Source organism: Phycicoccus jejuensis (genome assembly GCF_000720925.1).
Classification (GTDB): Bacteria; Actinomycetota; Actinomycetes; order Actinomycetales; family Dermatophilaceae; genus Phycicoccus; species Phycicoccus jejuensis.
Genome location: NZ_JOEE01000002.1, coordinates 377,901 through 392,907, shown reverse-complemented (window position 1 = coordinate 392,907; position 15,007 = coordinate 377,901). Strand labels below are relative to the sequence as shown.

Genomic DNA, 15,007 nt, shown 5'->3' with positions numbered 1-15,007 from the left:
CACGGGGGTGGTTGACCTCGGGTCACTGCTCGCGGCAGAACTCCCGGATCGGGTACCCGACGTGCCGGTCGGCGGTCGGGAGGTGCCCGAGGACGATGTGCCCCGGGCGCAGCTCGGTGCTGTTGAGGACCTCCGCGCCCGGGCCGAGCACGCGCACGTGCCAGTCGTGCTGGAGGATGAGGTTGACGGCGCGTCCGTCCGAGCTCTCGGCGTCGATGCTGATGAGCGGGCGGCTCTCGATCTTGACGCGGCCGACCGTCACGAGGCGGGTGCTGCCGTCGGTGCGCACCGCGGTGACGCGGTCCCCGGCCCGCAGCTCCGAGAGGTAGCGGGTGCGGCCGTTCTCGCCGAGCGTGTACGAGTGGATGGCCCCGGCGTTGACGCGGAAGGGACGTGTCGGCATGTACGGCAGCGGGTGCGTCTCGCTGACGCAGAGCACCTGGCCCTTCGACGTCGAGCCCACGAGGATCCCCTCGTCGAGGCCGAGGTAGGAACAGGTGTCGATGCACGCGCGCTCGCCCATCCCGACGTGCGTCGTGCGCACGACCCGCAGCTCGTCGAGCTTGACCGGGTCGGACCCGCCGAGGGCGGCCGCCCGCAGCGCGGTGGCCTCACCCACGGCGCGGGCCCGCAGCGCGACGCCGTCCGACCCGTGCTCCAGGACGGTGTAGATGATCTGCGCCTCCTCGAGGTCACCGGCCATCGTCACGACCGAGCCGTCGCAGGCGTCGGCCGCCGCGAGCACGATCTCGAGCGGGATCTTCGTGGGGTCGCGGAACCGGATGACCGTCAGGTCCTGCGTGCTCGCGGCGCGGCAGGCGTCCTCGAGCGTCGGGGCGTCGGCGACGTCGACGTAGACGCCGAAGCGCACGTCGGGGTGTGCCGCCTCGAGGGTCTGCCGCTCGGTCGGTGTCATGGGGGCCACGACGACGTCGGCGACGCCGAGGTCGGTGCCGGGTGTGACGGGCTCCTCCGAGAGGAGCACGCGGTCGATGGAGGGCGGCAGGCCCGCGAGCTCCGAGGGGTGAGCCGCGACGAGGCCGTCGATGCCCTGGTGCAGGGCCTCCTCGACGATCGCGTCCCGGGACGTCGCCTCGCGCAGGTCAAGCCAGCACAGCCTGGTCGTCGTCGACATGGGTCATTCCTTCCTGGTGGGTGTGCGGGCTCGCGACGAGTCCCGGTCTCTGGTGGATCAGGGCCGCCACGGTGGCGGTCGTGCGGCGGGGGTCGGCGGCGCGGAACAGCGCCCGACCCATGGCGAGCCCACCGACGCCCCCGGCGAGGGCGCGACGCACGTCGGCGACCAGCTCGCGCTCGGTGGCCCGGGGGGGTCCGCCGGCAAGGAGCAGGGGCACGGGGCAGCTCTCGACGAGGTCGCGGGTCGTGGCGACGTCGCGGGGGGCTGCGGTCTTCACGAGGTCGGCCCCGAGATCGGCGGCGACGGTGACGGCCCGCAGGAGCAGCTCGGGGTCGGCAGAGTCGAGGACGGCGGGACCGCGCGGGTAGACCATGACGAGCAGCGGCAGGTTCCAGCGGTCGCAGGCGGCGGCGACGGCGGCGAGGTCGGCCAGCTGCCTCGCCTCCGTGACCGACCCGAGGTTGACGTGGACGCTCACCGCGTCGGCACCGAGCCGGAGGGCCTCCTCGACCGAGGTGAGCATCACCTTGTCGTCGGGGTCGATGGCCGAGGCGGTGCTGCCGTTGAGGTGCACGACGAGCGAGACGGCGGCGAGGTGCTCGGGAGCCACGTGCCGGACCGCCCCCTTGTGCAGGACGACGGCGTCCGAGCCGCCCGCCGCCAGCGCGGCGACGAGGTCGTCGAGGCTGCGGCCGGGGCTCGTCACCGGCCCGCAGGCGAGGGTGTGGTCGAGCGGCGTGACGAGGAGCCCGTGGGGGCCGTGACGGTAGAGGCGGCGCAGGCGCGTGGTGCGTGGGCCGGTCGTGGTGGTCGGCACGGTCATCCCCCCAGGAGCTCTCGGACCAGGCGGCGGTCGGGCTTGCCCGACCGGGTCAGCGGAACGCCGCGCCAGACGACGACGCGGGTCGGTGCGTGGGCGGCGCTCAGTCGCCGCGTCACGTGGGCGACGAGCTCGGCCTCGTCGACGTCGCAGCCGGCCGTGGGCACGACGACCGCGTGGACGGACTCGCGCCGCTCGGCGTCGCGCAGCCCGTGGACGACGGCCTCGGACACGGCCGGGTGCTCGCGCAGCGCGGACTCGATGGCCGCCGGGTGGATCTTGAGCCCGCCCAGCTTGATGACGCCGCCGAGCCGCCCGACGAGCCGGATCCGGCCGTGGGCCTCGAGGGCGCCGAGGTCGCCGGTGCCGACCCAGCCGTCCGGGGCCATCCGGTCGGTGTCGTCCTCGGCCCAGTAGCCGTCGGCCGTCGTCTCGGAGCGGACCCACACCGCGCCGACGTGGCCGAGCGGCAACGGGGAGCCCGAGTCGGGGTCGCGGACCTCGACCTGCACCCAGGGGAAGGGCCGCCCGACCGTGCCGCGCAGCAGCGGCTCGTCGTGGTCCTCGGGGGTGAGCACGCTGATACCGCCGGTCTCGGTGGTCCCGTACACCTGGGCGACGGCGTCCCCGAACACGGTGCGCGCGGCGGCCACGCGGTGCGGTGCGGCCGGGGTGCCGCTGTAGACGACCCTGCGCAGCCCGTCCAGCCGTGCCGTCGCCGTCCGTGGGTGGTCGAGGAGCGCGCAGAGGTGCGGCACGGCGAGGTACAGGTCCGTGACGCCCGCCTCCACGGCGTCGAGCACGGCGTCGGGGTCGAAGCCGCGGTGGAGGACGACCGAGCCGCCGCGCAGGAGGACGGCGTCGAGCATCGGGGCCGTCGTGTGGGTGACCGGGGTGACCGACAGCAGGCGCGTCGGGACCGGACCGAGGTCGTCGGCCAGACGGGCGACGAGGCGCTCACGCGCCGCGTGGCCCTGGCGGACGAGGCGCGGGGCGCCGGTCGTGCCGCTCGTGACGTCGACGACGGTGCACTCACCGGGGTCGTTCACCCACGGGGCGACCGCCGGCGCGGCGCCGGCATCGTCCGTGGTCGGGACGACGAGGAGGCCCGGGCGCAGCGCCCGCAGCTCTGCGGAGCGCTCGGCGGAGGCGGCGTCGGTGACGACGACGTCTGCGCCGGTCCGGTCGAGGACGTCGAGCTGGGCCTCGACGGCGAACTCCTCCTCGTCGCTGCGCGGGTTCATCGACCGCAGGTGGACGACGGTGCTGCCGACGAGCCGCGCGGCGTGCCGGGCGACGACGACGTCGGGGTCGTTGGGCCCGCTGAGCAGCGCAACCACGCGGCCGGCGCCGACGCCGTGCGCGGCGAGGACCGCGGCGGTGGCGCGCGCCCGTGTGACGAGCTCGTGGCCGGTCAGGATGCGGTCGGGCGTCAGCAGGGCCGGCGCCGCGGAGTGCTCGAGCCGGGCGAGCAGCGCGGCGCTGCTGCCGACGGCGTGCGCGCCCGGGTGGGCGGCGGCCGGACGCTGGAGGGCCTCGGTGGTCATCCGTCACACCACCTTGAGCTGGGCCATCATGCCCATCGCGCCGTGGTCGAGCATGTGGCAGTGGTAGGGGTAGACGCCGCGGTAGCGGTCGAAGGTCAGCCGCACGCGGATGCTCTCCCCGGGAAAGATCTGCACGGTGTCCTTGAGCCCGAGCTCGTTGGGGGCGGCCGGTCCGGTGCTGCGGTCGACGACCCGCATGTGCGCCAGGTGGCAGTGGAAGTTGTGCGGGACGGTCGGGTTCGCGTTCGTCACCGTCCACTCCTCCGTCGTCCCGAAGCGCACGGTGGTGTCGACGCGGCCCATGTCGAAGCTGCGGCCGTTGATCGACCCGAACATCGGGGTGACGCCCGGCTCGCTGCTCTCGAGGGTGAAGGCCCGCTTGACCGTCGCGGCGGGGACGGGCGGGAGTGTCGTCAACCGCTCGGGCACGACGCTGTCGTCGGGGGCGTCCGCGCCGACGCGGAAGCGCATCACCTGGCCGACGTCCTCCATCGGGCCGGGGCCGATGTAGTTGACGACGTCGACCTCGGTGCCGGGCGCCCACTGCGAGAAGTCGATGACGAGGTCGGCGCGCTCCCCGGGCGAGACGACGACGACCGGGGCGGTGACCGGCGCCTCGAGGAGGCTCGCGTCGCTGCCGATCTGCGTCATCGGGGTGCCGTCCGAGAGGCCGAGGACGAAGAAGCGCATCGCCGAGGAGTTGATGACCCGGAACCGGTACTTGCGCCTCTTGACGTCCATCCGCGGCCAGGGTGTGCCGTTGACGAGCACGGTCGAGCGGTGCTCGGTGTCGTCCATGGTGAAGACCAGTCGGCCGTCGGAGCCGAAGTCTCCGTCGCGCAGGACGAGCGGCACCTCGAACTCGCCGGAGGGCAGGCCGAGCGCGTCCTCCTCGGGGCTGGTCACGACGTACGGGCTCGACATGCCCCGGTAGACGTTCTCGGCGTCGGTGTGGTGCGTGTGGTCGTGCAGCCACAGGGCGGCGGCAGGCTGGTCGTTCTCGTACACGTAGCTGAAGACGCCGCCGGGCGTGACCGGGCGCGACATCTGGCCGTCGAACACGTCGCGGTTGACGCCACCGTGGAGGTGCACCGACACCGGCACCTTCGTCTCGTTGCGCTGGATGACGACCGTCCGGCGACCGGAGCGGGCGCGGATCACCGGCGGGACCCAGCTGCCGAAGTAGCCGTACACCGGCACGCGGTGGCCGGGGAAGATCTCGGCGGTCACCTCGCGGATGCTGCTGAGGTAGACGTCCTGGCCGCCGCGCGTCGTCACCGGCTTCGCGGTGCGCAGCAGGGGCAGCGGCAGCGTGAACTTCTCGAGGTCCGGGCGGGTGCCGGCGTCGTCGGGGCGGACGGTGGACATCGCGGCGCCGGTGTGGGCCCCGTGGCCACCCCGGCCCAGGGCGAGGCCCTGCGGCAGCTCGGCGGTGCCGGCCCGGGCGACGAGCTGCTGGCCGGCGACGGCGGACAGGGTGCCGGCTCCTGCGAGCCGGATGGCGCTGCGGCGGTTGATCATGACCTCTCCCCGGGGTCTGGGCGGATGTGTGCTGGACCCATCGAATGCGGTGTGCGACAGCGGGAGAAGGTCTCGGGCCTGGATGGCGGCCCGTCATCACCCGGGTGGTGACATCGGTCACCACGCGCAGGGCCGGGACGCTGACACGCGTCAACACCCGGCGGGTCGGAGACGAGGTCACGACCGGCCGGGTGTTCGACGGTGGGGTGCTGCGTGGAGGGCTGGGTCAGGTGTCCTCACGACGGAAGGCGAGGACGCCGGCGGTCAGGCCGAGGACGAGGAGCGTGCCGGTGACAGCCAGGCCGATGCCGACGGCGGGGACGGCGAGGTCTCCCGCGAACGCGCTGCGGACGGCGTCCACGACATAGCGGACCGGCATGACGTCGCTGACGGACCGCAGCCAGCCCGGTCCGAGGGTCATCGGCAGGAGGATGCCCGAGAGCAGGAGCACCGGCATCGTCACGACGTTGACGAGCGGCGCCATGATCTCCTCGCTGCGGGTGCGCAGGGCGACGGCGTTGGACAGCGCCGACCCGGCGGCCCCGAGGAGCAGTGCGAGCCCGACCCCGGCGAGGGCGCCCGACCACGGCGCGTCCATCCCGAAGGCGTAACCGGCCCCGACCAGCACGAGGCACTGGATGCCGAGCTGGAGGACGTCGCGGCCGAGGCGGCCGAGCAGCAGCGCGCCGCGGCTGGCGGGAGACACGCGTTCGGCCTCGAGGACCCCCTCGCGCCACTCGGCGAGCAGCCCGAAGCCGACGTACAGGGCACCGAAGAGGCCCATCTGCACGACGAGCCCGGGGACGAAGAACGTGTAGGCGTTCTCCACACCGATCTGGGTGGCGATCGGGCCGAGCAGGGGTGCGAACAGGACGAGGTAGAGGATCGGCTGCGCCACGCCGAGCAGGACCCACGCGGGGTTGCGGAGGTTGAGGCGCACCTGCCGGCGGAAGACGACGGTCGCGTCGCGGAGGAGCTGCATCGGGTTCTCCTGGGGTTCGGGGGCGGGTCAGGCCGCGGCGTCGCGGAGCGAGCGCCCGGTGAGGGTGAGGAAGACGTCGTCGAGCGTCGGTCGGCGCACGTCGAGGCCGACGACGGCCAGGTCGTGCCGGTCCAGCTCGCGCACGACGACGGCGAGGCCGCCGGAGCCCGCGTGCAGCGGTCCGGTGAGGGTGCCGTCGTCGGTCGGGCTGAAAGCGTGGCCGAGCACCGCCCGCAGGCAGAGTGCCGCCCGTCCGGCCTCGGAGGGGTCGGCGAGCCGTACCGTGAGGACGTCGCCGTCGAGGTCGGCCTTGAGGGCGTCGGAGGTGCCGTCGGCGACGACGCTGCCGTGGTCGACGACGACGAGCCGGTCGCTCAGGGCGTCGGCCTCGTCGAGGTAGTGGGTCGTGACGAGCACGGTCGTGCCATGGCTCTCGCGCAGATCGCGGATGTGGTCCCAGAGGTTGGCGCGCGACTGCGGGTCCAGACCGGTCGTCGGCTCGTCGAGGACGACGAGCTCGGGCCGGTGGACCAGGGCCGTCGCGATCTCGAGGCGGCGGCGCTGCCCCCCGGAGAGCGAACCGGTGGGCCGCTCCCAGAGATCGCCGAGGTCGAGCCTGTCGAAGAGGTCGTGGGCCCGCTCGCGGGCGGCGCGCCGGGTCAGGCCGTAGAGCATCCCCCGGTCGGTGGCCTCGTCACCGCAGCGGGCACGACGCGAGGTCGAGCCGCCCTGGGCGACGTACCCCAGCCGCCGGCGGACCTCGCGCGGGGCGGTCCGCACGTCGTGGCCGCAGACCTCGACGGTGCCGGAGGTCGGGCGGAGCAACGTCGAGAGGATGCGCAGCGTCGTCGTCTTGCCGGCGCCGTTGGGTCCGAGCAGTCCGACGATCTCGCCGCGATCGACATCGAGGTCGATGCCCCGCACGGCGTCGACGGGGCGGCGTCGGCGACCCCGGCCGGTGTCGAACGACATCCGCAGGTCTCGGGTACGGATCACGGGGCTCCCCTTCGGCGGTGCGGGGGCCGGGTGCCCCGCGGGTCACCCCATCAACGCAGGCGGGCCGCGGGGGGCCAAGGGGCCGGGAGCCGGGCGGTGACACGCTGCACCCGGCCGATGACCGATGTCAGCACGTGCGTCGCGTCAGAGCCAGCCGCGCCGCTCGGCCTTCGCGAACGCCTCCGCGCGCGACTGCGCGTCGAGCTTGACCATGGCGTTGCTCAGGTAGTTGCGCACGGTCCCGCGCGAGAGGAACAGCTCGCCCGCGATGTCCTCGGTGCTGCGCCCCCGGCCGACGAGCCGGAGGATGTCGATCTCGCGGTCGGTCAGCGGGCACGGGCCGCTGCGCAGCGCCTCGGCGGCGAGCTCGGGGTCGATGGCCGTCCCGCCCGCGGCGACGGTGCGGATGGCCTCGACGAGCCGGCTGCCCGTCGTCGACTTGAGGATGTAACCGTTGGCGCCCGCCGCCAGGGCCTTGTGCATGTGCCCCGGGCCCTCGAGGGCGGTGAGCAGGAGCACCTTGCAGTCGGTCACCTGCGCGGCGGCCTCGATGCCGGTGGCGCCGGGCATGTCGACGTCGAGCACCGCGACGTCGGGCTGCAGGCGCTGCACGGCCGCCGCCACCTCGTCGCCGCGGCTGACCCGCCCGACGACCTCGAAGGACGGCTCCGTGTCCAGCAGGGCCTCGAAGGCCTCGGCGACGAGGTCGACGTCCTCCGCGATGAGGATCCGCAGTCGCTCGGGGTCGACGACGGTGTCGGGGGCGGTGTAGGTGTCGGTCACGATCGTGCTCCCAGGGGTGTCGGCCGGTCGGCCGCGAGGTCGGAAGGGTCGGTGGTGGGCATCCGGCAGATCGCCCGGAACCGCCCGCCGGGCAGGTGCCCTGCCTCGAGCGAGCCCCCGAGCGCGGACGCCCGCGCGGCGAGGTCCGCGAGTCCGGTTCCCCGGGCCCGCCCGGTGTCGGAGGCGCCGTCGTTGAGGATGACGAGCACGCTGGCCGTCGCCTCCTCGCGCAGGCCGATCTCCACCCACGTGGGCCGGGAGTGCTTGAGGAGGTTGGTGACGGACTCGCGCAGCACCCGTGAGCCGAGGGTGTCGACGAGCTCGCCCACGGGACCGTCCGCGTCGACATCGGTCGTGCAGCGGATCCCGAGGCGCTCGAAGATGTCCTGTGCCGATGCGAGCTCGTCCTCGAAGCCGACGACGGTCTCGCCACGGGTCAGGCCGCGCAGCTGCGACTGTCCCTCGCTGACCATCCGGGCGACCTCCTCGAGCTGCTCGCCGCAGCGCTGCGGGTCGCGCTCGAGCAGGCGGATCGCGGTCTGGATGCGCAGGCCGACGGCGACGAGGCTGCGGCCGAGGATGTCGTGCAGGTCACGCGAGATGCGGTGGCGCTCCTCGTCGACGCGGAGCCGGGCCACGGTCTCGCGCGCTCGGGCGAGCTCTCCGACGGTGACGGCGAGGCGGGTCAGCACGTAGAGCAGCAGCCCGATGGCGGCGGCGACGAGCGTGAGGAACCCGGCGATGAACGGGTTGACGTCCTGGGTGAGCATGAAGCCCCCGATGAGGAGGACGTAGCCGACCCAGGTGACCGCGAGTCGCCGGCCGCCGAGCAGGAGCATCGCCGTCCCCAGCACGAGCGAGGCGTTGAGCCAGATGCCGGCGACGAACGACGCGGTCGCGGCGAGCACGACGAGCCACGGCATCCACGGCGGCACCGGGCGGTCGCGGACCGTGCGGAGCTGGACCATGGTGAAGAGCACGGCGGCGGCGAGGCCGGCGACGACCGCGGCGACGCGCTCGAGCGGCATGCGGTCGTCGTCGACCTGCGTGAGCATGGACAGGGTGCCCTGCACGACGATGACGATGACGACCGCCCACGACGCGACGAGGGCGATCCGGGCATCACTGCCCTGGTTCTTCACTGGCATCCCCGCACGACTCCTGCCCTCCCTGCGACGCCAGCACCGTAACAGCCGCCCCGCGTCACCGCGCGTCGAGGAACGGGCCGAGCTCGACGACGGCGTCGACGAGCGGGTGTGTCGTGGCCGGGAGCCGGTCGAGCTCCTCGACGACGACGACCGTGCGCCCGTCGACGTCCACGAGATCGCGGACGGCGTCGAGGACACGGCCCAGGCCGTCGGAGTCGAGTCGGGCGGCGGGCTCGTCGAGCGCGACGACGTCGGGACCGCCGGCCAGGGCCAGCGCGACCCCGAGGAGCGTGCGGTCGGCGGGGTCGAGGGCCGCGACCGGGCGGTCGAGAACGGCGGTGAGTCCCAGCCGGGCGGCGGCTCGGACGGCTCCGCGGCCGGCGACCGCCAGCAGGTCGGCCGCGGTGGAGCCGTCCGCAGGGTCCGGGTCGTCGGTGACGACCAGCTGCCAGGACGTCGTGGCGACGTCGCGGCGGGAGGAGCCGTCACCGGTCTCGACGGTCCCTCCCGCCCGGGCGAGCTGCCCGGTGAGGCAGAGGACGACGGTGCGCCCGGCGCGGGCGGGGGTGAGGACCGTGACGGTCCCCGCCTCGACCTCGAAACGGGTGCCCTCTAGGGTCGCCGCGGCCCGCTCGGGGGCTCCGGCGACGTCGAGGTCGTTCACCAGGAGGGCGACGACCCGGGTGGCGGGGAGCTCCGGGCGGACCCGCGGACCCGTGCGGACGGGGGTCGACGTGTCCATCTCCGTGCTCAGCAGTAGACGATGGAGATGGTGCTGAACTGCCAGTCGGCGACGACGCCGGTGGTGGTCTCGTCCTCGGTGGCCAGGGTCTGCATCTCGGTGACGCTCATGGTGTGTGGTCCTCTCCCAGTGGTGTGTCGGTGGGCTCTCCCTCCGACTGGCTCTACTCTTCCCGGATCGTCGGGGGCCCTGTAGTACCCGCCGTCAGTGGCTCGTCGTGACGGGTGTCATCCCCGTGGGGACCCTCGTGACGGACCGGGCGACCTCGGGCAGCGCGAGCACCTGCGTGACCGTCCGCGCCATCCTCACGACGTCCTCGTCGCTGACGAGAACCGCTCCGGCAGAACCTGATCCGAGATCCGCTGAGCACCGGATGTTCTGCTCGCCGAGCAGCAGGTCCGCGTCCCCCGCGAGGGGGTGCTCGCGTCGCGAGGTGGCGGAGACCGGCACGGTGTACCAGCCGAGCCGCTCGCGGTGGAGCGTGACGCCCGGGTGGTCGGGGGCGACGACGGCGAGGGTCGCGAGCAGGCCGGCGCGCCCGTGGAGCAGGCCGGCCCCGGCGACCGAGCGCAGCTCGAGGGCACGCACGACGCCGGTGACGGCCTCCCCCGGCGTGACGGCCGCAGGGTCCGGGGCCGAGTCGGATGGAGGGATGCCGGGCTCGTGGCGCCCACCGAGGGCGGCCGCCAGCAGACCGAGGGCGGCCGACCCGGTGCCGAGGTAGGGCATGACGCGGTTACCGTCACTCGCGAGCCAGGCCCCCGCGCGCGCCCGGACTGCGGCGCACTCGCGGCGCATCGCGAGAGCGGCCGCGGCCCGCAGCCGCGGCGACACCCCGTCGCCGGCGTGGCGGTCGACGAGCTCCGCGACGCGCAGCAGGGCCAGGCCGACGCCCGCCCAGCCGTCGAGAAGCCCGGCCCGGGCTCCCGGCGGTGGCACATCGGCCTCGACGGCCTCGAGGGTGTCGGCGGCCAGGCCGAGCGCCGAGGCGACGAGGGCCGGCTCGTCGAGCAGGCCGGCCAGCTCGGCGTGGGCGAGGGCCCGCCCGGCGCTGCCCCGCGACCACCAGGGGCTCGCGCTCTCGCGGTCCGCCCAGCGGCCGACGAGCGTCCGTGCGGCCTCGCGCTCGCCGAGCCGGGCCAGGCACAGGGCGATGCCGTCGGCGCCGTCGGCCAGTCCCGGCACCAGCCACGGGGCGGCGAGGGAGCGCTCGACGAGCCAGCGGCGCCAGGCCGCCGGGACGGGACGGCCGGTGGCGGCGAGCGTGATGAGGACGCCCCCGGCGCCGTGGAGCAGGCCGAGGCCGCCCCCCGGGACCGAGAAGCCCGCCACGTCGGACGGCAGCAGCCGGTCGTGGCGGGCGGGGTCGGCGGCGACGTGGAGTCCGGCGACGAGGCGCTCGGGGCAGGGCGACGCCGGTCGACACGGCGCGGGTAGGGCCCCGGGTTCGGCCACGGCCCTTCCTCCGTGGCCGACCCCGTCCGTCCCCGCGAGGTCGGCCTCGCCGACCCGGGTCAGCTCCTCCGCGAGCTCGGGGCGCCGGGCGGTCAGGGCGTACTGGGGGTTGACGAGCAGCGCCCCCATCCGCGCGAGGGCCGCGAGGTCGGCCGCCGGGGTCACGTCGTCCCCGGTGCTCGAGAGAGCGGTGGCGACGCCCTTGGCGACCGCGACACCGTCGAGCGAGGAGGACTCGAGGTCGACGAGGACAACCCGCCCGTCACGCTCGATGACGTTGCCCGGATGGACGTCGCGGTGGGTGACGCCGTGCGCGTGGAGCACCGCCAGGGCCTCCGCGGTACGGGCGACGACGGCGTCGACCCACGCCCGGTAGGCGGCGGCGTCGGCGCCGGGCACGGCCGCGGGGTGGCCGGTCGCCATCCCGGAGGTCACGATCGGGCCGGCGACGTGCTCCATGACGAGGAACTCGCTGTCGCCGGCGACGTGGTGCGCGACGACCTCGGGGACCACACCGGTGCCGGCGAGCCGCAGGAGCGCGCGCCGCTCGTGGCGCAGGCGGGTGACGGCGTCGCTACCGGCGAGGTCGAAGCCGGTGTGGCGGCGGGCCTCCTTGAGGACGACGCGACGGCCGTCCTCCCACGTGGCGGTGTAGACCCCGCCGGCGTTGGAGCGGTGCACGACCCGCACGTCGGCGACCGGCAGGACCGCGGCGCCGTCGCGCGCGGAGGCGGCGTCACATAGGGCCGAGACGAGAGCCGGTACGACGGCCGCTGCTCGACAGCCGCTGTGCGGCGACCGGTCGTCGGCTGCCGACCCGGTGCCGGCGTCGCCCACGCGCCCGATGCCCCAGCGCCCCTGCGCGTCGACGTGTCGGACCCCCCGGAAGGCCCCGAAGCGCACCGAGACGGGGGCGCCGTCGACCGGGACGTCGCTGAGCACGCGGGCGCCGGGCTCGCCGGCGAGCAGCACCGTGAGGCGCGCGACGATGCGCGCCAGCGACGGCTCGTCGACGGGGTAGACCGTGACGACCTTGCCCGCGCCGGCTGGCTCCGCGTACTTGGCCTGCGTCGCCGCGACGAGGCGCCGGGTCCGCAGGTGCTTGCACGTGAGGTCCTCCGCGAGCGCCTCTGCGACGACGAGCGGCACGACGTGCTCGGCCCGGGACGGGACGCACGACACGTGCACCTTCCAGCCGGAGTCGGGCAGGATGCACGGGGTGCGGTAGACCCGCCACGGCCCCTGGTCGCTCACCTCGACGCGCTCCGGGACGACCGCCGGCCCGAGGACGTCAGCGGCGTCGCACGGGACCTGCCACACGTCGTCGTAGAAGTCGGGGTCGGCGTCGGCGTGGGCGAGGTGGCGTGGGTCCATCCGGGCTCCTGCGGCTCAGGGTGGAGGAACGCCGGCGGCTCCCCCGGGCTGTCGATCCTGTCGGCGTCGCGCACCGGCCGTCAGTGACAGGTGTCACCGGTCGGGATGACCGGTGTCATCTCCGGGGTCGGCGCGCCCGCCGTGGCAGCGCCCTGGCCGGGGCCGCTCAGGCCGCCGGCGGCAGGGTGAGGACGTCGACGCCGTCCTCGGTGACGACCACGGTGTGCTCGCTGTGCGCAGTGCGGCAGCCGGTCTCGCTGCGCAGGGTCCAGCCGTCGGGGTCGGTGACGAGGCGGTGGGTGTCGGCCATGACCCACGGCTCGATGGCGAGCATCAGGCCCGGGCGCAGGGTGTAGCCGCGGCCCGGCCGGCCGGTGTTGGCGACGTGCGGGTCCTGGTGCATCGTCGAGCCGATGCCGTGCCCGCCGAACTGGGTGTTGACGGAGTAGCCGGCGCCCTCGAGCACCGCGCCGATGGCGTGCGAGACGTCGCCGAGCCTCGCCCCGGGCCCGGCGACGGAGATCGCCGAGGCGAGCGCGCGCTCGGTGACGGCGATGAGCGCCTCGTCCTCGGGGGCGGGCGTCCCCACGACGAAGCTCACCGCGGAGTCGGCCGCGACGCCCCCGAGCACGACGGCGAGGTCGAGGGTCAGCAGGTCGCCGTCGGCGAGGGCGCGGTCGTGCGGCAGGCCGTGGAGGACGGCGTCGTTGACCGACGTGCAGATGTAGTGACCGAACGGGCCGCGGCCGAAGGACGGCTCGTAGTCGACGTAGCAGGAGGTCGCCCCCGCGTCCTCGATCATCGCCCTGGTCCAGGCGTCGATCTCGAGGAGGTTGGTGCCGACGGTCGCCCGCTCCCGCATCGTCGCCAGGATGGCGCCGACGAGCGCGCCGGTGGCCCGGGCGCGCTCGACCTGCCGGTCGTCGAGGATCTCGATCATCGGGGCGGCCTTTCGGTGGGGGTCGGGTCCAGTCTCACAGGGCCGGACGCCGCGGTCGCCCGCACGCCCCGAGGGGTGTGCGGGCGACCGAGGGACGGTGCGGTGCAGTGCGCGTCGGTCAGGCGGCGACGAGCGCCGGGTCCCCGACGGGGTCGCTCGAGCGGTCGCCGTCGTAGACGCTCTCGTCGAGGATGCCCTCGCGCCTGGCGACGATCGTCGGCACGAGCGCCTGCCCGGCGACGTTGGTCATCGTCCGCATCATGTCGAGCACGGGGTCGATGGCCAGCAGCAGGCCGACGCCCTCCAGCGGCAGCCCGAGCGTCGACAGGGTGAGGGTCAGCATGACGACGGCGCCGGTCAGGCCGGCGGTGGCCGCCGAGCCGACGACGGACACGAACGCGATGAGCAGGTAGTCGGTGACGGACAGGTCGACCCCGAAGAACTGCGCGACGAAGATCGCGGCGAGGGCCGGGTAGATCGCGGCGCAGCCGTCCATCTTCGTCGTCGCGCCGAGCGGCACGGCGAACGAGGCGTACTCGCGCGGCACCCCGAGGTTGCGGGTGGTCACGTACTGCGTGACGGGCATGGTGCCGACGGAGGAGCGCGAGACGAAGGCCAGCTGGAGGGCCGGCCAGGCGCCGGAGAAGAACTTGCGCGGCGAGAGGCCGTGCAGGCGCAGGACCACCGGGTAGACGACGAGCAGGACGATGGCGCAGCCGACGTAGACGTCGATCGTGAACACGGCGAGCGGCGCGAGGAGGTCCCAGCCGTAGGAGGCGACGGCGTTGCCGATGAGGCCGAGCGTGCCGAGCGGCGAGAGGCGGATGATCCACCACAGCACCGTCTGGACGACGGCGAGGAAGCTCTCGGAGAACGCGACGAAGGGCTCCGCCTTCTGGCCGGTCTTGAGGACGGCGACGCCGATGAGCAGGGCGACGACGACGATCTGGAGGACGTTGAAGCCGAGGCTGACCGAGCCGTCGTCACCCGTGCTGCCCTCGAGGCCGAGGATGTTCGAGGGGACGATGCCCTGGAGGAAGTCGGTCCACGAGCCGGTGGTGCCGGGCGCCGAGGCGGCGGAACGGTCGACGCTCGTGTGCAGGCCGGGGTCGGTGAGCAGGCCGATCGTGATGCCGATGACGACGGCGACCGCGGCGGTGATGGCGAACCAGAGCAGCGTCTGGCCGGCGAGCCGCGCCGCGTTCGTCACCTCGCGCAGCCGGGCGACGCTGACGACGATCGCGAGGAAGACGAGCGGGACGACGATCGTGCGCAGCAGGCTGACGAAGCTGCTGCCGATGACGTCGAGGGTCGTCGCGAGCCCGTCGACCGACCAGGTGCGCGCGACCCAGCCGAGCAGCGCGCCGACGACGAGGCCGGCGATGATCTGCGCCCAGAACGGGAACCGGGGGCGGCGGTGCGCGCGGGTCGGTGGGGCGTCGTCCGGGTGGCGGGCGTCGGTGGCGGTCGAGGAAGCCACGGGGTTCCTTCCGAGGGTGGTCAGCAGGGGGACGGGCGCAGCGGCGCGCCGGAGGTGCTGGTGCACGGGGGTGGTGGTCCC

At 74.4% G+C, this 15,007-nt stretch carries 12 protein-coding genes; all 12 read right to left on the bottom strand.

The features are described from left to right. Nucleotides 1-22: 22 nt before the first annotated feature. A complete protein-coding gene (locus IG69_RS0105805; RefSeq protein WP_030527228.1) occupies nucleotides 23-1,135 on the bottom strand; it encodes a 3-dehydroquinate synthase II family protein in 1,113 nt (370 codons plus the stop codon). Continuing rightward, nucleotides 1,104-1,955 (bottom strand): 2-amino-3,7-dideoxy-D-threo-hept-6-ulosonate synthase, encoded by an 852-nt coding sequence (locus IG69_RS0105800; protein ID WP_036829263.1) that lies wholly within the window; start codon nucleotides 1,953-1,955, stop codon nucleotides 1,104-1,106. Before IG69_RS0105800 ends, IG69_RS0105805 begins: the two co-directional genes overlap by 32 nt. A 2-nt stretch (nucleotides 1,956-1,957) precedes the next feature. Further along, nucleotides 1,958-3,505 (bottom strand): class I adenylate-forming enzyme family protein, encoded by a 1,548-nt coding sequence (locus IG69_RS0105795; protein WP_051750256.1) that lies wholly within the window; start codon nucleotides 3,503-3,505, stop codon nucleotides 1,958-1,960. 3 nt (nucleotides 3,506-3,508) lie between these two features. Continuing rightward, nucleotides 3,509-5,026 (bottom strand): multicopper oxidase family protein, encoded by a 1,518-nt coding sequence (locus tag IG69_RS0105790; protein ID WP_030527225.1) that lies wholly within the window; start codon nucleotides 5,024-5,026, stop codon nucleotides 3,509-3,511. Nucleotides 5,027-5,252: 226 nt separating this feature from the next. Continuing rightward, a complete protein-coding gene (locus IG69_RS0105785; RefSeq protein ID WP_030527224.1) occupies nucleotides 5,253-6,008 on the bottom strand; it encodes an ABC transporter permease in 756 nt (251 codons plus the stop codon). 27 nt (nucleotides 6,009-6,035) lie between these two features. Beyond that, nucleotides 6,036-7,004, bottom strand: coding sequence for an ABC transporter ATP-binding protein (locus IG69_RS0105780; protein WP_030527223.1), 969 nt, complete (start codon nucleotides 7,002-7,004; stop codon nucleotides 6,036-6,038). A 144-nt stretch (nucleotides 7,005-7,148) separates the two neighbouring features. Beyond that, nucleotides 7,149-7,787, bottom strand: coding sequence for a response regulator (locus IG69_RS0105775; RefSeq protein WP_245616090.1), 639 nt, complete (start codon nucleotides 7,785-7,787; stop codon nucleotides 7,149-7,151). After that, a complete protein-coding gene (locus tag IG69_RS20015) occupies nucleotides 7,784-8,935 on the bottom strand; it encodes a sensor histidine kinase (RefSeq protein ID WP_084696602.1) in 1,152 nt (383 codons plus the stop codon). The genes IG69_RS0105775 and IG69_RS20015 overlap by 4 nt, the downstream gene beginning before the upstream one ends. A gap of 55 nt (nucleotides 8,936-8,990) precedes the next feature. Then, nucleotides 8,991-9,677 carry a hypothetical protein gene (locus IG69_RS0105765; protein ID WP_030527220.1) on the bottom strand — a complete coding sequence of 229 codons (687 nt, stop codon included), beginning with the start codon at nucleotides 9,675-9,677 and terminating at the stop codon, nucleotides 8,991-8,993. A gap of 204 nt (nucleotides 9,678-9,881) precedes the next feature. Then, the gene (locus IG69_RS0105755) at nucleotides 9,882-12,506 is read right to left on the bottom strand and encodes a class III lanthionine synthetase LanKC N-terminal domain-containing protein (RefSeq protein WP_030527219.1); all 2,625 of its coding nucleotides are present in this window, start codon (nucleotides 12,504-12,506) and stop codon (nucleotides 9,882-9,884) included. A gap of 166 nt (nucleotides 12,507-12,672) precedes the next feature. Further along, a complete protein-coding gene (gene map / locus IG69_RS0105750) occupies nucleotides 12,673-13,446 on the bottom strand; it encodes a type I methionyl aminopeptidase (protein ID WP_030527218.1) in 774 nt (257 codons plus the stop codon). Between the two features lie 118 nt (nucleotides 13,447-13,564). Further along, nucleotides 13,565-14,926: a dicarboxylate/amino acid:cation symporter gene (locus IG69_RS0105745; RefSeq protein WP_051750255.1), complete on the bottom strand. Its 1,362-nt coding sequence runs from the start codon at nucleotides 14,924-14,926 to the stop codon at nucleotides 13,565-13,567. Nucleotides 14,927-15,007: the final 81 nt, after the last annotated feature.